The organism is Neotabrizicola shimadae (genome assembly GCF_019623905.1).
In the GTDB taxonomy this organism is placed as follows: domain Bacteria; phylum Pseudomonadota; class Alphaproteobacteria; order Rhodobacterales; family Rhodobacteraceae; genus Neotabrizicola; species Neotabrizicola shimadae.
This window is the reverse complement of sequence record NZ_CP069370.1, coordinates 3,895,326-3,917,079: the sequence shown is the minus strand read 5'-3', so window position 1 is coordinate 3,917,079 and position 21,754 is coordinate 3,895,326. Positions and strand designations below refer to the sequence as shown.

Sequence of the window (21,754 nt, the reverse complement as noted above, 5' to 3'; positions counted from 1 at the left end):
CAAAGAAACGGAAAGGCCCCGCCCTGGCGGACGGGGCCATGTCTTCCCGGCGACCGAAAGGTTACTGGATCTTCTGGCCGTTGACGTTGATGCCCTTGTCCTTGAACTCGACCGTCGAGGTCATGGTATCGGGCTCACCCTCCACCATCTTGCCGAACATCGACATCATCATCCGAACGCCCATCGCATCGTCCTGGGTGACGAAGCCAAGCGCCACGATCTTGTCCAGCAGGGTATTGCCGCCCACCAGCTTCAGGTCGATCGTCCCCGTCGGCGCCGGCATCCCGCCATAAGTCTCCAGGTCGGTGTTGTCGAAGGTCATCGCGCCCGAACCCGTCAGCTCGGCCCCCGCCGCCTTCAGCAGAATCTGCTTCAGGTCCAGCGAGTCCAGCGTGCCGGGAGGTGCATCGCCCAGGGCCGCCATCGCTGCGTCATCGGTCAGGTCGGTGGTCAGCGTCACCGTGCCGGTGCTGTCCACGATCAGCGTCGCCGGATCGCGCGGCAGCTGCGCCGTCGGATCGACCATGCCCAGCAATTCATCGGGCAGCTTCAGATCCACCAGCCGCGCCAGGAAGGTGAACGGCTGCGGCGCATCGGATTTCGCCACCGGGAAGCCCAGATCGAAAGCCGCCTCCGAATAGGACACCGACACGCTCGGGAAGGGCATGTCGCCCCCGGCCACGGTCATCGTCACACCGCCGCCATTGCCCTTGAAGCCCATGGTCTCCTTGTTCAGCACAAAGCCCACGCCACCGCTTGCCGCCTCGCCCGAGATGGTGGTGGGCTTGCCGTCCTCGGTTCCGCCGAACTCGAAGCTGGTCTTGCCATAGCTGAACTGGCTGTCGGTGAAGAACCCCTCCTGCAGCGCCTTGTTCATGTTCTCCATGGCAGCCGCATCCAGGAAGGCGCCCTTGGTGGAACCGTTGAGGTCCGCCACCGATACCTTGGCCTTGAAATCCGACTTCGCCGCCGAATCCGCGCCGCTGATGTCCATCGTCATCCCGGCTGCGGCAAAGGTCGAATCCAGCGCCATCGGCGCCGTGCCCTCGCCCGCGGCAAAGGCATAGCTCCCCTTGATCCCGGTGAACTTCACCTCGCCCGCGGCCGTCATCGTCTCGGTGCCCGGCCCTTCCAGGCTGTCCAGCTTCACGCCGAACTCCGGCGCATCGAAAGCATAGGTCGGCGCGGCCGCCGTGCCCGAGGCCACCACCTTCAGCCCCGGCTGCGTGACCGTCAGCTTCAGCGTCACTGGCTTCGGCGCCGCTGCATCCGTCGTGTCGGTCACCGTCAGCGTCATCGGATAGCTGTCCGACATGGTGACAGCCACGGTCCCGTCGCCCTGGTCGGCGAAGACGACCCGGTCGATCACGCCCTCGACGCTCGTCTCGGCATCCTTCATCTGGATCGTCACGCCCTCGGCCACCAAAGAGGAGCCGTCATGCGAGGTGGACTTCGCCGTGATCGTCTGCCCCTGATCCGCCCCCAGGGTCTGCCAGCTTTGCCAGACTTCATCGGGCGTGATTTCCGCCGACGCCGCATTCGCCAGGATCAGGGCAAGCGCCGTGCTGCCCGCAAGCCGCCAATGTTTCATGATCATGCCTTCCGATGGAAATTCCTCGCGCGGCATCCTGTGGTGCCGGGTCGGGCGGGTCAAGGGTTTCCCCATCCGGAACCGCGGGGTAAACGGCTTTGTCATCGACAGGGGAGAAGCGCGTGATGATCGGGGAAGATGTGGCCGATGGCCTGTGGACGTTGACCATCGCACGGCCGGAAAAGGCCAATTCGCTCACGCGCCAGATGCTTCTCGATCTCGAAGCCGCCGTGGGCCGGGCCGCAGCCGCGGGCGCGCGCGCCCTGGTGATCACCGGAACCGGCAAGGTCTTTTCGGCCGGCGCCGATCTGGAAGAGGCCCGCGCCGGCCTGTCGGTCGATCCGGTCTGGGACCGGCTGTCCAATGCCATCGCGGCCCTGCCCTGTGTCACCATCGCGGCGCTGAACGGCACGCTGGCCGGTGGCGCCATGGGCATGGCGCTGGCCTGCGACCTGCGCCTTGCCGTGCCGGGGGCCAGCTTCTTCTACCCGGTCATGCGCCTTGGCTATCTGCCCCAGCCCGCCGATCCGCCCCGCCTGGCAGCCCTTGTCGGCCCGGCCCGGGCGAAGATGATCCTGATGGCCGGCACCCGCATCACGGCCGATCAGGCCCTTGCCTGGGGGCTCATCGACGGCATCCAGGAAGCGGACGCGCTCCTTCCGGCGGCCCGCGCGCTGGCGGCCGATTCCCTCGGCGCGACGGCCGCCCACGTCGCCGCGATCAAGGCCATGATCCCCACCCGCTGACCCCGGCGCGCCCGTTCTCTCTACATTTTGCCGATGCCCCGGTGTTGAATCCGCGATTCTGCCTCCCAGACCGGCGAAATCCCTCACCTATCGCCCGAAATCGGCTCAAGGCCTCGCACAAGACCGTTCGGATTTTCCGAACGCAGCCTTCCAACTTTTGTTATTGCGAATGGCTCCTGCCTCCCTATCGTCGTGACATGGCCGGAAAACCGGCTTCCGCCATCGCGCGGACAAGACAGGGAGTCGACCATGAAGATGCTGAAGCTCGCGGCCACCACCGCGCTTGCCACCGTGACCGCCCTCACCTCCGCCCTCGCCCAGATGACTGCGATCGGCGCCGGCGAAGGCCAGGTCGATATCGTTGCCTGGCCGGGCTACATTGAACGGGGCGAAACCGACAAGGCCTTCGACTGGGTCACCAAGTTCGAAGCCGCGACCGGCTGCAAGGTCAACGTCAAGACCGCCAACACCTCCGACGAGATGGTCGCCCTGATGAACGAAGGCGGCTTCGACCTCGTCACCGCAAGCGGCGACGCCTCGCTGCGCCTGGTCTCGGGCGGCCGCGTCCAGCCGATCAATGTCGACCTGATCCCGTCCTGGGGCACGGTGGACGACCGCCTGAAAAGCGCGCCCTGGCATACCGTGGACGGCGTGCACTACGGCGTGCCCTACATGTGGGGCCCGAACGTCCTGATGTACAACACCGAAGTCTTCAAGGAGGCGCCCACCTCCTGGAACGTGGTGTTCGAGGAAATGACCCTGCCTGACGGCAAGTCGAACAAGGGCCGCGTGCAGGCCTATGACGGCCCGATCCATGTCGCCGACGCCGCGCAGTACCTTATGGCGCACAAGCCGGAGCTTGGCATCACCTCGCCCTATGAGCTGAACGAAGACCAGTACAAGGCGGCGCTGGATCTGCTGCGCCAGCAGCGCGAACTGACCAGCCGCTACTGGCACGACGCCTTCATCCAGATCGACGACTTCAAGAACGAAGGCGTGGTCGCCTCGGGTTCCTGGCCCTTCCAGGTGAACCTGCTCAAGGCCGATGGCCAGCCCATCGCCTCGACTATCCCGTCAGAAGGCGCCACCGGCTGGGCCGACACCACGATGATGCATGTCGATGCCGCGCACCCGAACTGCGCCTACATGTGGATGGAACACACGCTCAGCTCGAACCTGCAATCCGACCTCGCGGTCTGGTTCGGCGCCAACCCCTCGGTGCCCGCCGCCTGCACCGACGGCCGCGGCATGTCCACCGCCGAAAGCTGCACGGCCAACGGCATGGACGATTTCGAGAAGATCCGCTTCTGGACCACCCCGGTCTCGAAATGCTCCCAGGGCGAATGCGTGCCCTACTATCGCTGGGTCTCTGACTACATCGGTGTGATCGGCGGTCGCTGATCCCCCCACCCCATCCTTCCCCCATGAAGGGGGAGGGAGCCGCCTTCCCTTCCTGCGCTTCGGCCAGCCTCTCGCGCTTCCCTCTCCCCTCGGGGAGAGGGTCAGGGTGAGGGGGCGGCGCCTTGTTTTCCCCAACCGGACCGTCCCATGACCGCCGCCGTCGAATTCCTGAACGTCCAACGCCACTTCGGCACGGTGAAAGCCGTCGATGGCGTGGACCTGACCATCCGCGAAGGCGCCTTCTTCGCCATGCTCGGCCCTTCCGGCTCGGGCAAGACCACCTGCCTGCGGCTGATCTCGGGCTTCGAGAAACCCACCGGCGGCGCCATCCGCATCTTCGGCCAGGATGTCAGCGACGTGCCGCCCAACCGGCGCAACGTGAACACCGTCTTCCAGGACTATGCGCTGTTTCCCCACATGAACGTGCGCGACAACGTGGCCTACGGGCTGATGGTCAAGGGCGTGGACCGCACGAAACGCCATGCCAAGGCCGAAGAGATGCTGTCCCTCGTCAAGCTCTCCGGCTACGGCGACCGCAAACCCGGCCAGCTGTCCGGTGGCCAGCGCCAGCGCGTCGCGCTGGCGCGCGCCCTTGTGAACGAACCCCGCGTGCTGCTGCTGGACGAACCCCTCGGCGCGCTGGACCTGAAGCTGCGCGAGGCGATGCAGGACGAGTTGAAGGCCCTTCAGCACCGCCTCGGCATCACCTTCGTCTTCGTCACCCACGACCAGCACGAAGCCCTCTCCATGGCCGACAGCCTCGCCGTGTTCAACGAGGGCAAGATCGCCCAGATCGGCACGCCCGAAGAGGTCTATGCCCGCCCCGCCACCCGCTTCGTCGCCGATTTCGTCGGTTCTTCGAACGTCCTGCCGCCCGACCTGACCCGCAGCCTCGGCGGCCCCGCCCGCTGGTCCTCGCTGCGCCCGGAATCGCTGCGACTGGCAACGGGCGGCGACGCCAAGCTCACTGGCCCCGTCCGCGCGCTCCGCTACCTCGGCGCAGGCACCCGCGTGGTGATCGACGCGAAGGGCACCGAGATCGCCGCCCTCATCCCCGCCGGCCAGCCCGTCCCGCCCGAAGGCGCCGCGGCCGGCCTCACCTTCGACGCCCCCGCGCTGCATGTGATGGAGGGCGAGAAGTGACGCGCCACCCTTCGCCCCCGGCAGAGGCCCGGCCATGACCACCCAGGCCATCCTCCCCGAACGCGGCCTCCCCGACCGGCTGACCGCCACCTTCTGGCGCCGCCCCCGCCTGCTGTTGGTGCTGCTGCTGACCCCGCCCCTCCTTTGGCTGGGCGTGGTCTACCTCGGCTCGCTCGCCGCACTCCTGTGGCAAAGCTTCTATTCCATCGACGAATTCTCGGGCATGGTCGTCCCCGAATTCACGCTCAAGACCTATGCCGAGCTGTTCCGCCCCTCGAACCTCGACATCATCATCCGCACCGTCGGCATGTCCGCCGCCGTCACGCTCGGCTGCGCCGTGCTGGCCTTCCCCATCGCCTATTACGCTGCCCGCTACGCCCGCGGCCGCTGGAAGGCGGTGTTCTACCTCGGCATCATGCTGCCCCTGTGGTCCAGCTATCTGGTCAAGGTCTATGCCTGGAAGCTGATCCTCGCCAAAGAGGGCATCATCGGCTGGGCCGCCACCGGCATGGGCCTCGGCGGCGTGCTGGACGCGGTGCTCGCCATCCCGGTGATCGGCGGCAACTCGCTCTCCACCAGCTACATCGGCACCTTCCTCGTCTTCGTCTATGTCTGGCTGCCCTACATGATCCTGCCCATGCAGGCCGCGCTGGAGCGTGTGCCCACCTCCATGCTGGAAGCCTCCGCCGACCTCGGCGCCAGCCGCTCGCAGACCTTCCGCACGGTGATCCTGCCGCTCGCCATGCCGGGGGTGATCGCCGGGTCGATCTTCACCTTCTCGCTGACTTTGGGCGACTACATCATCCCCTCCATCATCGGCAATTCGGCCAACTTCATCGGCATGGCGGTCTACCAGTTCCAGGGCACCGCGGGGAACATTCCGCTGGCCGCCGCCTTCGCCGTGGTTCCCATCCTCATCATGCTGGTCTACCTCACCCTGGCCCGCCGCGCGGGAGCCTTCGATGCCCTCTGAAGACCGCCCCTCGCTCGGCCTGCGCCTCGGCGCGCTCGGCGGCTTGCTGTTCCTGCACCTGCCGATCCTCCTGATCTTCCTCTACGCCTTCACCACCGAGGAGCGCAGCTTCCAGTTCCCGCCGCCCGGCCTCACGACCAAATGGTTCGCCGTCGCCTGGTTCGACCGGCCCGACATCTGGCCGCCGCTCTGGCTGTCGCTCAAGGTCGCGGCCATCGCCACCGCCGTCGCCCTCGTCCTCGGCACCCTCGTCTCGGCCGCCATGTCGCGCGCAAGCTTCTTCGGGCGCGAGCAGATCTCGCTCCTCATCCTCCTGCCCATCGCACTGCCGGGCGTCATCACCGGCATGTCGCTGCGCTCGGCCTTCGGCATGATGGACATTCCCTTCTCGGTCTGGACCATCGTGCTCGGCCACGCGACCTTCTGCATCGTCATCGTTTACAACAACGCCGTCGCCCGATTCCGCCGCCTGTCTGGCGGCATTCTGGAGGCTTCGGCCGACCTCGGCGCCAACGCCTTCCAGACCTTCCGCCACATCCTTCTGCCCAACCTCGGCTCGGCGCTGCTGGCGGGGGGCATGCTGGCCTTCGCCCTGTCGTTCGACGAGGTCATCGTCACCACCTTCACCGCCGGCACGGGCCTCGAGTCCAAGACCCTGCCGATCTGGATGCTCGACGAGCTGATCCGCCCGCGCCAGCGCCCGGTCACCAACGTGGTCGCCATCGTGGTCTTCGTCGCCACCTTCTTCCCCATCCTCATCGCCTACTACCTGACACGCGGCGGGTCCGAGACCGCCGGTTCGGGCAAATGACAGGACCCTGCCCATGGACAGCTCTTTCCCCACCATCGACACCGCACTCCTGATCGGCGCATCGCTGGAACCCGGCCAGGACACGCGCGAACCGATCCTGAACCCGCGCACCGGCGGCCTCATCCTCGACGTGCCCGAAGCCTCGCCCGGCCAGATCGACCGCGCCGTCGGCGCCGCGCGCCGGGCCTTCGACGGCTGGTCCCGCACCACCCCCGCCGAACGATCAGCCGCGCTGCACCGCATCGCCAACCGCATCGAGTCCGAGGCCGACGCCTTCGCCGCGCTCGAGGCGCTGAACTGCGGCAAGCCGATCAACGCCGCGCGCAATGACGAAATCCCCGCCATCGTGGATTGCTTCCGCTTCTTCGCGGGCGCGGTGCGCTGCCAGCATGGCGCCATCGCGGGCGAATACCTCGCCGGCCACACCAGCATGATCCGCCGCGACGCCGTGGGCGTGGTGGCCTCGATCGCACCCTGGAACTATCCCCTGATGATGATGGCCTGGAAGCTCGCCCCCGCCATCGGCGGCGGCAACACCGTGGTGTTCAAGCCGTCCGAACAGACCCCGCTCACCGCCCTGAAACTCGCCCGCATCCTGGCCGAGGAACTGCCCGAAGGCGTGGTCAACATCCTGACCGGCCGCGGCCAGACCGTAGGCAGCACGCTGATCAACCACCCCGGCGTGGACATGATCAGCCTCACGGGCGACGTGGCCACCGGCCGCAAGATGCTGGACGCCGCGGCAAAGACCGTGAAGCGCACCCACCTGGAACTCGGCGGCAAGGCCCCGGTCGTGGTCTTCGACGATGCCGACATCGCCGCCGTGGTCGAAGGCCTGCGCGCCTTCTCCTTCTACAACGCCGGCCAGGACTGCACCGCCGCCTGCCGCGTCTATGCCGACCGCAAGATCTACGACAACCTAGTCGCCGACCTCACCGCCGCCGCCGCCTCCATCACGCTGGCCGCCGAGGATGACACGGTGAACGAAATCGGCCCGCTCATCAGCCAGCGCCAGCGCGACCGGGTGGCCAGCTTCGTCAACCGCGCCCGCGAGGTGAACCATATCGAGATCACCACCGGCGGCGAGGCGCTGGACCAGGGCTTCTACTACCGTCCCACCGTCGTCGCCGGCGCCCTGCAGGAAGACGAGATCGTCCGGCGCGAGGTCTTCGGCCCGGTCGTCTCTGTCACGCCCTTCTCCGACGTGGACCAGGCCGTCGCCTGGGCCAACGACAGCGACTACGGCCTCGCCTCATCGGTCTGGACCAAGGACGTGGGCCGCGCGATGGCCACGGCGGCGCGGCTCCGCTACGGCTGCACCTGGGTGAACACTCATTTCATGCTCGTCAACGAAATGCCCCACGGCGGGCTGAAGCAATCCGGCTACGGCAAGGACATGTCCGCCTACGCGCTGGAAGACTACACCGTGGTGCGGCACGTGATGGTGAAGCATGGATGAAGCGGACCTCCCGGGCAACGATCTTGTCCGGACTATTGGTAGTACGGAACTGGCCGACGCTTTGGTGCAGATCGCAGATGCGAGCCTTGGCGCGACAATTGCGTCTGGACTGCTGGATCAAGTGCCTCTCTTCGGTATGGTTCATTCCATTTACAAAGCTGGACGCAGCATTTCGGAGCGTCTCGCCTTGGCGAAGACGCACCGCTTCCTAATTGAGCTATCATCAATTCCGAAGGAAGAACGCCTCGCCTTCTCTGACGAACTGTTCGCCTCGGGCAAGGCAGATGAATTTGCCGCACGTGTCTTTCTATTGCTTGATCAATCAGATGACTTTTCAAAGCCGCAACTGATCGGCCGCATCGTAGCAGCGCAAGTTCGCGGTGATTGCAGTGTTTCGGAGTGCTTCATGTTATGCAGTTCCGTGAACCGATCGCACTTCGACGACTTGCGCCGCCTAAAGCAGTTTCGCGACGGCGTTCAGAACGAACCCGAATCCGCCGAAAGACTGTTTGTCGCAGGGCTTCTGACCAATAGAGGGATTGATGGAGGCGGGGCTGATGAAGTGCAGCATCCAGGCGGTACAATCTATCACCTGAGCAGACTCGGTCAGTTACTTGCTCCACTGGTCTAGTTGTAACCGCGACCTCCCCTCCCCCTCGTGGGGACGGGTTGGGAGAGGGGGGCGCCGGACAGACGCACAAGAATCCCGGCGCATTCCGCGCCGCTGTTCAGGGAGGAACAGATGAACCGCAGAAGCCTGTTTGCCGCCGCCGCCCTTGCGATGATGCCCCTGGCCCCTGCCTATGCGGGGGACGATGCGCTGTCCGTTGTGCAGGCCTATCTCGCCGCCTGGAACGCGCATGACAGCGCCGCGGCCGCCAGCCATTTCGCTCCTGATGTCACCTACTACGACGCCTCGGTCGGCACCCCCGTCACCGGCGCGGAAGCCGCAAAAACCGGCGTGATCGACAACTTCCTGAACGCCGCCCCCGATGCCGCCTGGACAATGCGCGGCGAAGCCATCGTGCAGGGCGACCACGTCGCCTTCGAATGGGAATTCAAGGGCACCAACACCGGCGCCTGGGCCGACGGCACCGCTGCCACCAACAAGCCCTTCGCCTTCACCGGCGCCTCGGTCTTCACCGTGAAGGACGGCAAGATCACCACGCAAAGCGACTATTACGACGCGCTCGGCTTCTACAAGCAACTCGGGCTGATGTGATCGGAACGCCCGGCGCGGCATCCGTCGCGCCGGGCCTGCCCGCCTCCCCTCCCCCTCGTGGGGAGGGGCTCGGGGAGGGGGGCGCCTTGGCTCACCGTCTGCCCCGGTCAGGATTTCCGCGGCGCCCTTCCGATCCTGGCACAGGTCTCCAGGTAGTCCTCGACCGCTTCGTGAAAGGCCGCCCGCAGATCCTCGACGGTGTCGGCATGACACCCGACCCCATCGCGGATTCCCGCGATGCGGCCAAAGAACAGCCCGTCCTCGTCATCGTATTCGATCCGGGCCGCATAGCCCTTGTATTGCATCGCGGTTGCCCCGTCCCTGAGCACCGCCGATGCTGCCACAATCGGGCACCGCAAACCAAGTCCAGCTTGCCCGACCTCGGACAATTCTTAAGTCCAAGTTAATGCGGCCAGGCAACCCATTGAAATCATTGGAACGAACCAGGCGTCCGAGCTCGGACGCCCCCTCTAGCCCTTCACCCGGGCGGCCGACCGGGCCAGGCTCATCGCCTCGGCCAGCACCGCCTCGTCCCCCACATGGTTCATCAGGATCAGGACCAGCCGGGCATTCAGGGCATGGCTCTCGGCCTCGGTCAGCCCCTCGTGCAGGGCGATCAGCCGGGCATAGGCCTCGTCGGGGCGGGCTAGGTTGGGGGCGGTGGTCAGGGGCATCTCACGGCTCCAGGGCAAGGGCGCGGGCCAGGGCAGCCGTCACGGCCCCCCGGTCGAAGGCGGTCCAGCGGGCGGCGACATGCTGGTCGGGCCGGATCAGGTAGACCCCCGCGCCGGCATCGCCCAGGTAGCGGGCCTTCAGCGCCGGGTTCTCCCGGCCCGACAGCGCCAGCCGCCGCACCGTCACGCCATGGGCCTCCACCTCGTCCGGCGCCTCGGCATCCAGCGTCAAGAGGGTGAAGCCCCCACCCAGCCGGTGCAGCAGCCAGCCGCCGTCCAGCGGCGCATCCGGACAAGGACTGCCCGGCCGCGTCCGCACCGGCATCCCCGCCACATCCGGCCCGTTCAGATCAGACCCGTCATAGGTGCAGGGCACCGACAGCCGCCCCGAGTTCACGATGGTCCGCGCAAAAGGCGCCACCGCCGCCAGGTCCAGCACCGCGTTGCGGAACATGTGGGACACCGGGGTCTTGGGCGTGATGAAGTCCGTGGCCCTGGTCGAGTTCAGGATGTTCTCATCCGCCCCGTGCACCCGCTCCCGGTCATAGCTGTCCAGCAACCGGTCCGGCGCCGTGCCGTCCAGCACCAGTTTGAGCTTCCAGCACAGGTTGTCCACGTCCTGGATGCCCGAGTTCGCCCCCCGCGCCCCGAACGGACTGACCTGATGCGCCGCGTCGCCCGCAAAGATCACCCGCCCATGCCGGAACCGCTCCATCCGCCGGCACTGGAACGTGTAGATCGAGGTCCAGACCAGATCGTAGCTGACATCCGGCCCCAGCATCGCATCCACCCGCGCCCGGATGCTCTCTGGCTCCAGTTCCTTCTTGCGGTCAATGTTCCAGCCCAGCTGGAAGTCGATCCGCCAGACATCGTCGGGCTGTTTGTGCAGCAGGGCCGAAGCGCCCGACCTGAAATGCGGCTCGAACCAGAACCACCGCTCGGTCGGGAAGTCGGCGGTCATTCGAACATCGGCGATCAGGAAGTTGTCCTCGAACACCCGCCCCTCGAATCCCAGCCCCAGCATCCCCCGCAGGGGTGAACGCGCGCCGTCGCAGGCCAAGAGCCAGTCGGCCTGGACCCCATAGTCGCCATCGGGGGTGGAGACCGTCAGCGCCACGTGGTCCGCGCCGGGCACGATTGCCTCGACCCGGTTGCGGCCCCGGATTTCTATGGGCGCGCCCTTCGCCTGTTCGGCCAGGATCGCGTCATGCAGGAACTTCTCGAAATAGGGTTGCTGCAGGTTGATGAAGGCGGGGTAGGCATGCCCGTCCTCGGGCAGGAGGTTGAACTCGTAGAGCAGCCGGTCGTCGTGGAACACCTTGCCCACGTTCCAGACCACGCCCTTGTCCAACATCGCCTTGCCCGCGCCAAGCCGGTCGCAGACCTCCAGCGTGCGCTTGGAAAAGCAGATGGCACGGCTGCCCTCGCCGATGCCCTCGTTGTCGTCCAGTACCAGGACCGGCACGCCCATGCGGCCCAGGTCCAGCGCGGCGGCCAGACCAACCGGTCCGGCACCGACGATCACCACCGGGTGTCGGCGGGTGGGGCGGTCCTGGTCGGGCGACTTCCGATAGGGATAGAGCTGGAAGGCCAGATCATAGGCGGGGCGGACGGGCTGGTTCATGGCGGTCTCCGTCAGCCCTGCAGCGCCGCCCACATCTCCAGATCGCGCTGCGCGGTCCAGATGCGGGGATGGTCCAGCCCGCGCGCCTCGTCATAGGCGCGGGCGACATTGAAGGGCAGGCAGTGTTCGTAGATCGCGTAGTCCTTGAACTTCGGATCACAAGCGGCGCGGCAGGCATCCCAGGCCTCTTTCAGCGAGCCGTTGCGGGCCGCGACCCGGGCAACGGGGCGGAAGGTGCTGTCCACGAAGTCCTTCGTTCGGTCCAGCGCACCGTTCACCGCCGCGCGGCCCACCACGGCATCGCCCCGGCCCGGCGCGATGGCGTCCAGGTCGTAGGCGCGGATCGCTTCCAGCGTGCCGCCCCAGTCGGAGAAGTGGCCGTCGCCGCAGTAGCAGGCGGAATGGGCTTCGACGATGTCGCCGGTGAACATCACGTTCGCATCCGGCACATGAATGACCGCATCGCCCGCTGTATGGGCGCGGCCAAGTTGAAGGATGTCGACCCGCCGCTTGCCGAGCCAGACCGACATCTTGCCGTTGAACGTGGTGGTCGGCCAGGTCAGGCCGGGGATGCTCTCGTGGCCCTGGAAGAGGCGGGGGAAGCGCTGGAACTCGCTGTCCCAATCTTCCTGCCCCCGTTCCACCACCATGTTGCGGGCGGCTTCCGACATGATGATCTGGCTCGCACCGAAGGCGCTGGCCCCAAGAACGCGGACAGCGTGGTAGTGGGTCAGCACGACATGGCTGATCGGCTTGTCGGTGACGGAGCGGATGCAGTCGATCACCTTCTGCGCCAGCCGCGGCGTGGCCTGGGCCTCGACCACCATCACCGAGTCGTCGCCGATGATGACGCCCGAATTGGGGTCGCCCTCGGCGGTGAAGGCGTAAAGCCCCTCGCCGACCTGGGTGAAGCTGATCTTCTTTTCGCTCAGGTCACCCTGGCTTGCGAAGGCCTTGGCCATGTCAGGTCCTCTTGTAGGGGTCGGCAAGCGCGGGGATCACCTGCCCCGTGCAGTCGCCGAAACCGATGGTGTAGCCGTCGCCCCGCGCTGCGCCGCGCAGGGTGAGCGTGTCGTTGTCCTCGATGAAGGTCCGCGTGCCGCCGTCTTTCAGCGCGATCGGCTCCTTGCCGCCCCACGACAGCTCCTGAAGCGACCCGCGGCTGTCCTTCGTCGGGCCCGATATGGTGCCAGAGCCCAGAAGATCGCCCGTTGTCATGGCGCAACCAGAGGTCGTGTGGTGGGCCAGCTGCTGCGCGGCAGAGTAATACATCTCGCTGTAGTTGGTGCGGCTCAGCACCGTCTCCACCCCTCCCTCGGGGCGCAGCGCCACCTCCAGCGCGACGTCGTAAAGCATGGGGCGCGGTTCGTGCAGATAGGGCAGAAGCGGGCGTTCGCGCGCAGGGGTAGAGACCCGGAACGGCTCCAGCGCGGCTTTCATCACGATCCAGGGGCTGATCGTCGTGGCGGTCGCCTTGGCCTGGAACGGGCCAAGCGGCTGGTACTCCCAGGCCTGGATGTCGCGCGCCGTCCAGTCGTTCAGCAGCACATAGCCGAAGATCATCGCATCGGCTTCCTCAACCGTCACCGGGCCTTCCGACGGCATCCCCACGACCGCGCCCATCTCCAGCTCGATGTCGAACCGGCGCGAGGGCTGGAAGGCGGGCAGCTCGTGATCCGGCCCCTTCACCTGCCCCCATGGCCGCCGCACCGGCGTGCCCGACACGACAACCGAGGACGCGCGGCCGTTATAGCCGATGGGGATCGACAACCAGTTCGGCGGCAGGGCGTTCTCGGCACCGCGGAACATGGTGCCCACGTTGAAGGCGTGGTGACGGCCTGCGTAGAAATCGGTGTACTCGGCCACCAGGAAGGGCAGATGCAGTGTCACCCCGGCCAGCGGGATCAGGTGATCCTCGACCAGATACTGCTTGGTGGACCCTGCCTTCAGCAGCGCCACGACCTGCCCACGCAGGTCGGCCCAGACCTCGGGCCCCGCGGCCATGACCTCGTTCCAGAACGGCACGTCCAGAAGCGGCCCGCCGGGTAGCGCAATCAGCCCCTCGGCCTCGAGCGCCGCGACGTCCAGCACGAAATCGCCGATGGCCATGCCGCAGCGCGGCTCGTCCTCGCCTTGCGAAAAGACGCCACAAGGCAGGTTGTTCAGCGGGAACGGGGCGTCAGGCGCATTGGCGCTTTCGACCCATGACTTGAGAAGCGGCACGGTTCTTCCTGCTTTTGTCTGAAGGTATCGGGGCAGTCCGGGGGCAGCGCCCCCGGCACGTCCGACGTGGCTTACTTCACGCCCGGTGTCCCGTCGAATTTCTTTTCAAGCGACCCCCAGCAATCGATGTAGTCCTCCTGCAGGTGGCCGGCCTTCGCCGCCCATTCGGTCAGGTGCTGCGGGAAGCGGGTCTCGAACATGAAGCTCATGGTTTCCGACTGGCGCACCGGCCCCATCGGCTCGTTCGAGGCATGTTCAAAGGCGTTCCGGTCGGGCCCGTGCGGCAACATGCAGTTGTGCAGGCTCATGCCGCCGGGGACAAAGCCCTTGGGCTTGGCGTCATAGATTCCGTAGATGTTGCCCATCAGCTCGGACATGACGTTCTTGTGGTACCACGGCGGGCGGAAGGTGTTTTCGGCCACCATCCAGCGTTCGCGGAACAGGACGAAGTCGATGTTGGCCGTGCCCTCGACGCCGGAGGGCGCCGTAAGGACGGTAAAGATCGACGGATCCGGGTGGTCGAACAGCACCGCGCCCACCGGGCAATAGGTGCGCAGGTCATACTTGCAGGGCGCATAGTTGCCGTGCCAGGCCACCACATCCAGCGGCGAATGGCCGATCTCGGTCACGTGGAACTGGCCGCACCACTTCACATAGACCTTCGACGGCACCTCGCGGTCTTCATAGGCCGCGACGGGCGTCTTGAAGTCACGCCGGTTGGCCATGCAGTTGGCACCGATCGGACCGCGGCCCGGAAGCTGGAACTTCTGGCCGTAATTCTCGCAGACGAACCCGCGCGCCGGGCCTTCCAGCACCTCGACGCGGTAGACCAGGCCGCGCGGCAGGATGGCGATCTCGCGCGGTTCCAGGTCGATGATGCCAAGTTCGGTGCAGAACCGCAGGCGGCCTTCCTGAGGCACGACCAGCAACTCGCCATCGGCCGAGAAGAAGTATTCGTCCTTCATCGAGGTGTTGACCAGGTACATGTGGCTGGCCATGCCGGTCTGGGTGTTCACATCGCCCGCCGTGACCATCGTGCGCATCCCGGTGATCCAGGTCAGCTTCTCACCCGCCGGAACCGTGACCGGATCCCAGCGATATTGGCCAAGCGAGATGATGTCGGGGTCGATGTTCGGCGCCGATTTCCACAAGGGTACCGAGATCTTGGAAAACCGGTGGGTGTGCTTCACCGAGGGCCGGATGCGATAGCACCAGGTGCGTTCGTTCTGGTGGCTGGGCGCGGTGAAAGCCGTGCCGGACAGCTGTTCACCGTAAAGTCCATAGTTGCACTTCTGCGGTGAGTTCATGCCCTGCGGCAGCGCGCCGGGCAGGGCCTCGGTCTCGAAATCGTTGCCGAAGCCGGGCATGTAGCCTTCATGCGGGCCAGAGATCGAGGCCGCGCGGATCATGCCGGCGGGAAGGCTGTGGCTGGTCATCTGATCCTCCTCGGGTCGGCAGCGGGGGCCGAATCTGAGGGGATAATTGGTTGCAAACGCAACCAAGTCAAGGTAAACATGCACCTGCAACAAAGGTTGGGGCCGCGATGAGCGATGTGGTGCTTTATGACTACTGGCGGTCCTCGGCCGCCTACCGCCTGCGCATCGGCCTGGGCCTTCTGGGCGTGCCCTGGACCCCGATCCCGGTGGACCTGACCACTGGCGCACAGCGCGGTGTTGAAAATCTTCAGCGCAACCCGCAAGGTCTGGTCCCCACGCTGGAAATCGACGGCCTGCAACTGACCCAGTCGCTGGCGATCCTGGAGTACCTGGACGAAACGCGCGGTGCCGGCTGGCTGCCCACCGATCCGGCCGGGCGCGCACGGGTCCGGGCGCTGGCCCTTGCCGTGGCCGCCGACATCCATCCCGTCTGCAACCTGCGTGTCGCGAAGTTCGCCGAAACGACCGGCAACATCCCCATGCAGGACTGGATGCGCCACTTCATCGCCCTCGGGCTGCAAGGCGTTGAAGGATTGCTTGCCAAGGGGCCAACCGGGAGGTTCTGCCACGGCGACGGCGTCACGCTGGCCGACATCGTTCTGGTGCCGCAGGTCTACAACGCCCGCCGGTGGGGCGTGGACCTGTCCGCCTATCCCAGGGTGTCGGCGATCTCTTCCGCCTGCGAGGCGCTTCCGGCCTTCGCCGCGGCCCATCCCGACAGGGCGAAGCCCGCGGGCTGACCCGACAACCGCCGCAGGGGCTTTGCCCCGCCGTTCCGGTCATGCCATGCTGCGCGCGAAGGAGTTCGCTGGCGCCCGATGACAGACACCCATTCTCGCGACCCGGAAGGTCCGGACTTCGACCTGCAAGGTTTCCTGCCCTACCTGCTGAACCAGGCGGCCGAGGCGACCTCGCGGGGGTTTCAGGAAATCTACCGCGACAGCTATGGCTTCACCCGCACGCAATGGCGGGTGATGGCGAACCTTGGCAAGTTCGGCGCGATGACAGCGCGCGACATCTGCACCATCAGCCATATCGAAAAGACCAAGGTCAGCCGCGCCGTGGCATCGCTGGAGGCGCTCGGGATGCTGACCCGGGCGCCCTCCGACCAGGACAAGCGGGCGGAGATCCTCTCCCTCACCGAGGCCGGGCGCGCCGCTTTCGATGATCTGGGCCGGCGGGCTCTGGCCTATGACAAGGCTCTGCGGTCCAAACTGGGCACAGAGGCATCGGATCTGCTGGACAGGGTCCTGTCCGGCCTGATGGCGGACCGCGCCTAGGGCTGGGGCAAGACGCCCGAGGCGATCCACTCGTCCACAACGCTCAGGGCCGCATCGGTGAAATCCGGGTCGTTGATGTGGGCATCCAACTCGACCAGGCGGACATTGGGCGGCACCCCGCGGCGCAACTCGTCCACGAAGGCCGCCAGCGCCGCGGCATCATGCAGCGGTCCGCCGGGACGGTCCCATTCGTTGCCACCCTGGGTCGGCAGCAGAAAGACCACGGGGCCCTCGGCAGAGGCCAGTTTGCCGGCAATCACGCGCGCCAGTTCCCGCCGCTCTTCCGCCGTCTGGACCACCGAGGTCAGCAGGCGGTTGTGGGCATGGGCCGGGCGGTCGGCCAGCCAGGGCGGGATCGGATGCCAGCCCACCAGGTCCACCAGATCATAGCAGCCGATCGACACGATCTGCGGCACGCCCTTGCGGCCCGCCGCCGTCATCCGGTCCGGTCCCGCGCTGATGGCCGATCCGAACAGGTGGTTGCCCACCTCTTGCGGCGCAAAGTCCATCACCGCCGCAAAGGCCCCCTGCGCGGCAAGCTCCTCGAAGGCCCGCCCGCCCATGCCCGTGGCGTGGAACACCGCCAGGTCGTAGCCCCGCGCCTCCAGCGCCGGCTTCAGGCCGACCATATAGCGCAGCACCGTCTTGCCGAAGGAGGTCATGCCAATCAGCGGCCGGTCCCGCGACGGCGGCTCCACCGCCCGCGCCGCACCCAGCACCGCCCCGGCAGCCTGGCTGAGCGAGGCCTTGCAGACCGGGTTCAGCCCATAGAGCCCACCGGCCCACAGGATCATCTGGATGTCGGGCGCCAACCGTTCGGGCGGGATCATCGGCGAAAAGCTGACAGTGGAAACAACGTATTTCGGCACGCCCAGGGGCAGCGCCGCGCACAGATCCAGCGCAAGGTCCGTGCCCATGCTGCCGCCAAGCGCCAGCACCCCGTCGAACCGCCCTTCCGAATGAAGCCGCGCCGCAAGCGTCGCCGCCCCCCGCGCCATCGCCTGCATGGCCACGTTCTCGTCCTCGGCCGCGACGATCGCGCCAATCGTCGTCCCGGCGGCCGCGACAACCTCGTGCTTGGACAGGTCCACCGGAACCTTCGGGTCGCCCAGGACCGAGACGTCCATGGTCACGACCTCGCCGCCCTGCCGGCGGATCACCTCGGCGATATAGGCCAGTTCGTCGTTCTTGGTGTCGTAGGTCCCCACGACAAGGATGCGGTTGCCCATGCTGGTCTCTTCCGGACAGGTGATGAGGGGAAGGCGGCGAGCTCGGTCAGAGCTGGATCCAGGCCGTCTTCAGATCGACATACTTGTCCAGCGCGTGCATGGACTTGTCGGCGCCATTGCCCGATTGCTTGGTGCCCGACAGCGGCACGGTGATGTCGGCCCCGCCATAGGTGTTCACATGCACCACCCCCGACCGGATGCCCCGCACCATGCGATGCGCCCGCGACAGGTTGGACGTCCAGACCCCGGCAGCCAGCCCGAACTCGGTGGCGTTGGCCAGCCGAAGCGCCTCTGCCTCGTCCGTGAAGGGGGTTACGGCCAGGACGGGGCCAAAGACCTCTTGCTGGTACAGCCGGTGCTGGGGCTGCACATTGGTCACAACGGTCGGATCCATGTACCACCCGCCGGTTTCCTCCAGCGTCCGTCCGCCGCCGATCACGATCTCTCCGCCTTCGCGCGCCGCATCGGCCACAAAGCCAAGGTTGCCTTCCAACTGCGTCAGAGAGTTCACCGCGCCGATCTGGGTCGAAAGCGACAGCGGATTGCCCACCTTCATCTTCTTTGCTGCCTCCGCCAGTTCGGCGACGAACCGGTCATGCACCGAGGCTTCGACCAGCAGGCGTGACCCGGCGACACACACCTGCCCGGCATTGCGGAAGATCGCCATCGCCGCCGCCTTGGCCGCCGCGCCCAGATCGGGAGCATCGGCAAAGACGATGTTGGGCGACTTGCCCCCCAGTTCCAGATAGCAGCGCTTCAGGTTCGACTGGGCCGAATACTGCAAGAGCCGCCGCCCCGTTGCGCCCGATCCGGTGAAGACCAGCACATCCACATCGGGCGACAGCGCCAGCGCCTCGCCCGTCACGCGGCCGGGGCCGGTGACGACATTGAACACGCCCGGCGGAACGCCCGCCTCCAGCGCCAGCTCCGCCAGCCGCAACAAGGTCAGCGAAGCGGTCTCGGCCGGCTTCAGCACCACCGAATTGCCCATGGCCAGCGCCGGGGCGACCTTCCAGGCGCCGATCATCAGCGGGAAGTTCCACGGCACGATGGCCGCGACCACGCCGACCGGCTCGCGGTGGATCATGGCCAGAACGTTGCTCTGCACTGGCGCGATCTCGCCGTAAACCTTGTCCAGCGCCTCGGCGTAATAGCGGAAGGTCTGCGCGGCCGACCCCGGCTCGGCCTTGACCGCCATGCCGATGTCGGTGCCGTTGTCGCGCACGCCCAGCACCGCCAGCGGCAGGGTCTCGCGGTCTATCAGGTCAGCCAGACGATGCAGAACCGCCTTGCGCGCGGCAGGCGCCATGTTGCGCCAGCGCCCGTCCTCGAACGCGGCGCGGGCGGCAGCACAGGCACGGGCCACGTCGCCGGCGCTGGCAGAGGCGAGAGTGGTCATCCGGCTGCCGTCGATGGGCGACAGGACGGGCATCGGCTCGCCCTCGCCCTCTGTCCATTCGCCATTGATCAGAAGTTTGGCCGGCGCAACCGGAGCGGCGGCCAGTCGGTCGATCGTTGCCTGGTCGAGTGTCATGGAACTGAAGGTCCTCGCGCGGTTTCCAAAGCCGCCGGGGCGGCGCAAAGCGGCCAGGCCGGGCCTGGCGTTCAAGTCCGACGACGCCTGCCCGGAACGAGCCGGCGCGACCCCAATGGTTCACTATTTGAACCAATGGTTCGAAAAATAGATTGACAGCGCAAGCCTCGATCTGTCAACAGAAATGACGTGGCCCAAAGCCATCATTCTTCAAGGGATGCCGCCCGGCGCGGCAGCTGTGATGGGAACCGTAGGAAAAGCCCTTGATATCCTTGACCTCTTTACCCACAGGCAGCCAAGCCTGGGCTTGTCGCAACTGGCGCGGCTCTCTGGCTTGAACAAGACCACCTGCCACCGCCTCCTGACCGAGATGGAATCACGCGGGCTGGTGGAACAGGCCGGCCCCGCGCGTGAATACAGGCTTGGCCCCGCGGTCCTGCGGCTGGCGGCATTGCGGGAATCCTCGGTTCCCACGCGCGATGCCGCCATGCCGGTGCTGCGCCGCCTGGCCGAAGCCACGGGAGAGACAGCCCATGTCTCGCATCTTGTGGCCGGTCGCCTGCAGACCCTTGCCTTCTGCTATGCCGCCCAGTCCGGCATGAAGGTGATGATGGAAGACGCGGATTTCCTGCCCTTCGATGCCACCGCCTCGGGCGCCGCCGTCCTGGCAAACCTTCCCCGCGGGGAAGGTTTTCGTCTGGCGGCCTCGGCCCGCGACCCGGACGCGCTTCACGCCCGCATCGAGGATTGCCGCCGGAACGGCTGGGCCGAAACCCATTCGACCATGCAGAAGGATGTACAGGGCCTTGCCGTTCCGCTGTTCGATGCCGGCGGCATCTGCTGCGGCGCCGTCGCGGTCGCGGCGGCGGCCCCCCGCATGACCCCTGCCCTTCACGCCACCATCGTCGCCGAGCTGATCCGCGCCGGCACCGAGATCACCGCCCTGCGGGGCGGCGACCTGCCCGATCCGATTGCAACCCTGTGGCGCAGCGCCGCCGGAAAGGACCCGAAATGAAGGACGCGAACTTCCTGAAGGCGAACAATGCCCGCTCCATCTGGCATCCGATGACGGCGCCCTCCGACAGCCTGAACAACCCGCCGACCATCATCACCGGGGCCTCGGGTGTGCGCATCCGCGACGTGGACGGGCACGAGGTGGTGGATGCCGTGGGCGGGCTGTGGAACGTGAACCTCGGCTACTCCTGCCAACCGGTGAAGGACGCCATCGCCGCGCAACTGGATGCCCTGCCCTATTACTCGATCTTCCGTGGCACATCGAACGACAAGGTCATCGAACTGGCCGAGGTACTGCGCGACTTCTTCGCGCCCGATGGCCTGACTCGCGCCTTCTACACCTCGGGCGGCAGCGATTCCGTGGAAACCGCGCTGCGGCTGGCGCGCCAGTACCACAAGATCCGGGGCGACGCCGGCCGGGTGAAGTACCTGTCCCTGAAGAAGGGCTATCACGGCACGCATTTCGGCGGCGCTTCGGTGAACGGCAACGCCAACTTCCGCACGGCCTACGAGCCGCTGCTGCCGGGTTGCCACCACATTCCCGCGCCCTACACCTATCGCAATCCCTTCAACGAGACTGACCCGGAACGGCTGGCGCAGTTGTGCCTTGCCGCGCTTGAGGACGAAATCGCCTTCCAGGGCGCCGGCACCATCGCCGCCATGATCATGGAGCCGATCCTGGGCGCAGGCGGCGTGATCCCGCCGCATCCGTCCTTCATGCCGGGCGTGGCCGCGATCTGCCGCAAGAACGGCATCCTGCTGATCGCAGACGAGGTCATCACGGCCTTCGGCCGCACCGGCGCCTGGACGGGCAGCCGGCTGTGGGGCGTGAAGCCCGATTTCACCTGCACCGCCAAGGCCATCACCAACGCCTTCTTCCCCTTCGGCGCGGTGATGATCGCCGAAGCGGTGGCCGAGGTGTTCGAGAAGGACGAAACCGGCAAGGCCGCCATCGGCCACGGATACACCTATTCCGGCCACCCGGTCGGGGCCGCGGCGGCACTGGCCTGCCTGGCCGAGACCAAGCGCCTGAACGTGATCGAGAATGCCGCGGCGCGTGGCACGCAGCTGCATGAAGGCATGAAGGCACTTCAGGCCAGGCACAGCCTGATCGGCGATGTCCGCGGCGGGCATGGCCTGATGTGCGCGATGGAACTGGTGTCCGACCGCGCCACGAAGAAGCCCGCCGACAAGGCGGTTCTGGCGCGGGTTCAGGAAACGGCCTACCGGTCGGGTGCGATGGTCCGTGTCTCGGGCCCGAACATCATCCTGTCGCCGCCCCTGGTGCTGACGGCCGCCGATGTCGAAGTCATCCTGTCAGCCCTGGATGCCGGCCTGTCGGCGGCCTGATCGGCTCGGCCCCCGGTGCGGGCGTGACGAACCGGGGGCTTCGT

The 21,754-nt window shown here is 66.6% G+C and carries 21 protein-coding genes; 12 read left to right on the top strand and 9 right to left on the bottom strand.

Features of this window, described 5'->3' with window-relative positions; translation table 11 throughout:
• Nucleotides 1-61: 61 nt before the first annotated feature.
• Entirely contained in the window at nucleotides 62-1,591 is a 1,530-nt protein-coding gene (locus tag JO391_RS19020; protein ID WP_220661973.1) for a DUF2125 domain-containing protein, read from the bottom strand.
• Nucleotides 1,592-1,716: 125 nt separating this feature from the next.
• Here JO391_RS19020 and JO391_RS19015 point away from each other — a divergent pair, with 125 nt between their 5' ends.
• The 8 genes from JO391_RS19015 (at nucleotide 1,717) to JO391_RS18980 (ending at nucleotide 9,346) form a co-directional block, all read left to right on the top strand.
• Complete coding sequence (locus JO391_RS19015) at nucleotides 1,717-2,337, top strand: enoyl-CoA hydratase/isomerase family protein (RefSeq protein WP_220661972.1); 621 nt, start codon at nucleotides 1,717-1,719, stop codon at nucleotides 2,335-2,337.
• 249 nt (nucleotides 2,338-2,586) lie between these two features.
• The gene (locus JO391_RS19010; protein WP_259444755.1) at nucleotides 2,587-3,738 is read left to right on the top strand and encodes an ABC transporter substrate-binding protein; all 1,152 of its coding nucleotides are present in this window, start codon (nucleotides 2,587-2,589) and stop codon (nucleotides 3,736-3,738) included.
• 147 nt (nucleotides 3,739-3,885) lie between these two features.
• A complete protein-coding gene (locus tag JO391_RS19005; RefSeq protein WP_220661971.1) occupies nucleotides 3,886-4,881 on the top strand; it encodes an ABC transporter ATP-binding protein in 996 nt (331 codons plus the stop codon).
• A 34-nt stretch (nucleotides 4,882-4,915) separates the two neighbouring features.
• Nucleotides 4,916-5,854: an ABC transporter permease gene (locus tag JO391_RS19000; protein ID WP_220661970.1), complete on the top strand. Its 939-nt coding sequence runs from the start codon at nucleotides 4,916-4,918 to the stop codon at nucleotides 5,852-5,854.
• Nucleotides 5,844-6,665 carry an ABC transporter permease gene (locus JO391_RS18995; RefSeq protein WP_220661969.1) on the top strand — a complete coding sequence of 274 codons (822 nt, stop codon included), beginning with the start codon at nucleotides 5,844-5,846 and terminating at the stop codon, nucleotides 6,663-6,665. Before JO391_RS19000 ends, JO391_RS18995 begins: the two co-directional genes overlap by 11 nt.
• 34 nt (nucleotides 6,666-6,699) lie before the next feature.
• Nucleotides 6,700-8,124 carry a gamma-aminobutyraldehyde dehydrogenase gene (locus tag JO391_RS18990; RefSeq protein WP_220664629.1) on the top strand — a complete coding sequence of 475 codons (1,425 nt, stop codon included), beginning with the start codon at nucleotides 6,700-6,702 and terminating at the stop codon, nucleotides 8,122-8,124.
• The gene (locus JO391_RS18985; RefSeq protein ID WP_220661968.1) at nucleotides 8,117-8,755 is read left to right on the top strand and encodes a hypothetical protein; all 639 of its coding nucleotides are present in this window, start codon (nucleotides 8,117-8,119) and stop codon (nucleotides 8,753-8,755) included. The genes JO391_RS18990 and JO391_RS18985 overlap by 8 nt, the downstream gene beginning before the upstream one ends.
• 111 nt (nucleotides 8,756-8,866) lie before the next feature.
• Nucleotides 8,867-9,346: an ester cyclase gene (locus tag JO391_RS18980; RefSeq protein WP_220661967.1), complete on the top strand. Its 480-nt coding sequence runs from the start codon at nucleotides 8,867-8,869 to the stop codon at nucleotides 9,344-9,346.
• A gap of 107 nt (nucleotides 9,347-9,453) precedes the next feature.
• Here the strand turns inward: JO391_RS18980 and JO391_RS18975 are convergent, their stop codons facing one another.
• The 6 genes from JO391_RS18975 to hmgA all read right to left on the bottom strand — a co-directional run bounded on the left by JO391_RS18975 (nucleotide 9,454) and on the right by hmgA (nucleotide 15,303).
• Nucleotides 9,454-9,651: a type II toxin-antitoxin system HicB family antitoxin gene (locus JO391_RS18975; protein ID WP_259444754.1), complete on the bottom strand. Its 198-nt coding sequence runs from the start codon at nucleotides 9,649-9,651 to the stop codon at nucleotides 9,454-9,456.
• A 165-nt stretch (nucleotides 9,652-9,816) separates the two neighbouring features.
• A complete protein-coding gene (locus JO391_RS18970) occupies nucleotides 9,817-10,020 on the bottom strand; it encodes a DUF2783 domain-containing protein (protein WP_220661966.1) in 204 nt (67 codons plus the stop codon).
• A gap of 1 nt (nucleotide 10,021) precedes the next feature.
• A complete protein-coding gene (locus tag JO391_RS18965) occupies nucleotides 10,022-11,644 on the bottom strand; it encodes an FAD-dependent oxidoreductase (RefSeq protein WP_220661965.1) in 1,623 nt (540 codons plus the stop codon).
• 11 nt (nucleotides 11,645-11,655) lie between these two features.
• The gene (locus JO391_RS18960; RefSeq protein ID WP_220661964.1) at nucleotides 11,656-12,606 is read right to left on the bottom strand and encodes an MBL fold metallo-hydrolase; all 951 of its coding nucleotides are present in this window, start codon (nucleotides 12,604-12,606) and stop codon (nucleotides 11,656-11,658) included.
• Nucleotide 12,607: 1 nt separating this feature from the next.
• On the bottom strand, nucleotides 12,608-13,867 hold the full coding sequence (fahA, locus tag JO391_RS18955; protein ID WP_220661963.1) for a fumarylacetoacetase: 1,260 nt from the start codon (nucleotides 13,865-13,867) through the stop codon (nucleotides 12,608-12,610).
• A gap of 71 nt (nucleotides 13,868-13,938) precedes the next feature.
• Nucleotides 13,939-15,303, bottom strand: a complete 1,365-nt coding sequence (gene hmgA, locus JO391_RS18950) for a homogentisate 1,2-dioxygenase (protein WP_220661962.1) — start codon at nucleotides 15,301-15,303, stop codon at nucleotides 13,939-13,941.
• 107 nt (nucleotides 15,304-15,410) lie between these two features.
• Here hmgA and maiA point away from each other — a divergent pair, with 107 nt between their 5' ends.
• Together maiA and JO391_RS18940 are read left to right on the top strand one after the other, a co-directional pair.
• Entirely contained in the window at nucleotides 15,411-16,043 is a 633-nt protein-coding gene (gene maiA, locus JO391_RS18945; protein WP_220661961.1) for a maleylacetoacetate isomerase, read from the top strand.
• Between the two features lie 78 nt (nucleotides 16,044-16,121).
• Nucleotides 16,122-16,583, top strand: coding sequence for a MarR family winged helix-turn-helix transcriptional regulator (locus JO391_RS18940; protein WP_220661960.1), 462 nt, complete (start codon nucleotides 16,122-16,124; stop codon nucleotides 16,581-16,583).
• Here JO391_RS18940 and JO391_RS18935 read toward each other — a convergent pair.
• Both JO391_RS18935 and JO391_RS18930 read right to left on the bottom strand, forming a co-directional pair.
• The gene (locus JO391_RS18935; RefSeq protein ID WP_220661959.1) at nucleotides 16,580-17,812 is read right to left on the bottom strand and encodes a Tm-1-like ATP-binding domain-containing protein; all 1,233 of its coding nucleotides are present in this window, start codon (nucleotides 17,810-17,812) and stop codon (nucleotides 16,580-16,582) included. The genes JO391_RS18940 and JO391_RS18935 overlap by 4 nt on opposite strands.
• A gap of 46 nt (nucleotides 17,813-17,858) precedes the next feature.
• The gene (locus JO391_RS18930; protein ID WP_220661958.1) at nucleotides 17,859-19,346 is read right to left on the bottom strand and encodes an aldehyde dehydrogenase family protein; all 1,488 of its coding nucleotides are present in this window, start codon (nucleotides 19,344-19,346) and stop codon (nucleotides 17,859-17,861) included.
• A gap of 184 nt (nucleotides 19,347-19,530) precedes the next feature.
• On the opposite strand from JO391_RS18930, the gene JO391_RS18925 reads away from it, so the two are divergent.
• Both JO391_RS18925 and JO391_RS18920 read left to right on the top strand, forming a co-directional pair.
• A complete protein-coding gene (locus JO391_RS18925; protein ID WP_310795055.1) occupies nucleotides 19,531-20,361 on the top strand; it encodes an IclR family transcriptional regulator in 831 nt (276 codons plus the stop codon).
• On the top strand, nucleotides 20,358-21,710 hold the full coding sequence (locus tag JO391_RS18920; protein WP_220661956.1) for an aminotransferase class III-fold pyridoxal phosphate-dependent enzyme: 1,353 nt from the start codon (nucleotides 20,358-20,360) through the stop codon (nucleotides 21,708-21,710). Before JO391_RS18925 ends, JO391_RS18920 begins: the two co-directional genes overlap by 4 nt.
• The last annotated feature ends 44 nt before the right edge of the window (nucleotides 21,711-21,754 follow it).

What these genes read in the sequence shown, in the direction of transcription:
- maiA (WP_220661961.1), top strand. Translation starts at nt 15,411, where the DNA reads ATGAGCGATGTGGTGCTTTATGACTACTGGCGGTCCTCGGCCGCCTAC.
- JO391_RS18970 (WP_220661966.1), bottom strand. Translation starts at nt 10,020, where the DNA reads ATGCCCCTGACCACCGCCCCCAACCTAGCCCGCCCCGACGAGGCCTAT.
- JO391_RS19015 (WP_220661972.1), top strand. Translation starts at nt 1,717, where the DNA reads ATGATCGGGGAAGATGTGGCCGATGGCCTGTGGACGTTGACCATCGCA.
- JO391_RS18935 (WP_220661959.1), bottom strand. Translation starts at nt 17,812, where the DNA reads ATGGGCAACCGCATCCTTGTCGTGGGGACCTACGACACCAAGAACGAC.
- JO391_RS19010 (WP_259444755.1), top strand. Translation starts at nt 2,587, where the DNA reads ATGAAGATGCTGAAGCTCGCGGCCACCACCGCGCTTGCCACCGTGACC.
- JO391_RS18925 (WP_310795055.1), top strand. Translation starts at nt 19,531, where the DNA reads ATGACGTGGCCCAAAGCCATCATTCTTCAAGGGATGCCGCCCGGCGCG.
- JO391_RS18960 (WP_220661964.1), bottom strand. Translation starts at nt 12,606, where the DNA reads ATGGCCAAGGCCTTCGCAAGCCAGGGTGACCTGAGCGAAAAGAAGATC.
- JO391_RS19000 (WP_220661970.1), top strand. Translation starts at nt 4,916, where the DNA reads ATGACCACCCAGGCCATCCTCCCCGAACGCGGCCTCCCCGACCGGCTG.
- JO391_RS18995 (WP_220661969.1), top strand. Translation starts at nt 5,844, where the DNA reads ATGCCCTCTGAAGACCGCCCCTCGCTCGGCCTGCGCCTCGGCGCGCTC.
- JO391_RS18930 (WP_220661958.1), bottom strand. Translation starts at nt 19,346, where the DNA reads ATGACACTCGACCAGGCAACGATCGACCGACTGGCCGCCGCTCCGGTT.
- JO391_RS19005 (WP_220661971.1), top strand. Translation starts at nt 3,886, where the DNA reads ATGACCGCCGCCGTCGAATTCCTGAACGTCCAACGCCACTTCGGCACG.
- JO391_RS19020 (WP_220661973.1), bottom strand. Translation starts at nt 1,591, where the DNA reads ATGAAACATTGGCGGCTTGCGGGCAGCACGGCGCTTGCCCTGATCCTG.
- hmgA (WP_220661962.1), bottom strand. Translation starts at nt 15,303, where the DNA reads ATGACCAGCCACAGCCTTCCCGCCGGCATGATCCGCGCGGCCTCGATC.
- JO391_RS18985 (WP_220661968.1), top strand. Translation starts at nt 8,117, where the DNA reads ATGGATGAAGCGGACCTCCCGGGCAACGATCTTGTCCGGACTATTGGT.
- JO391_RS18975 (WP_259444754.1), bottom strand. Translation starts at nt 9,651, where the DNA reads ATGCAATACAAGGGCTATGCGGCCCGGATCGAATACGATGACGAGGAC.
- JO391_RS18965 (WP_220661965.1), bottom strand. Translation starts at nt 11,644, where the DNA reads ATGAACCAGCCCGTCCGCCCCGCCTATGATCTGGCCTTCCAGCTCTAT.
- JO391_RS18940 (WP_220661960.1), top strand. Translation starts at nt 16,122, where the DNA reads ATGACAGACACCCATTCTCGCGACCCGGAAGGTCCGGACTTCGACCTG.
- JO391_RS18920 (WP_220661956.1), top strand. Translation starts at nt 20,358, where the DNA reads ATGAAGGACGCGAACTTCCTGAAGGCGAACAATGCCCGCTCCATCTGG.
- JO391_RS18980 (WP_220661967.1), top strand. Translation starts at nt 8,867, where the DNA reads ATGAACCGCAGAAGCCTGTTTGCCGCCGCCGCCCTTGCGATGATGCCC.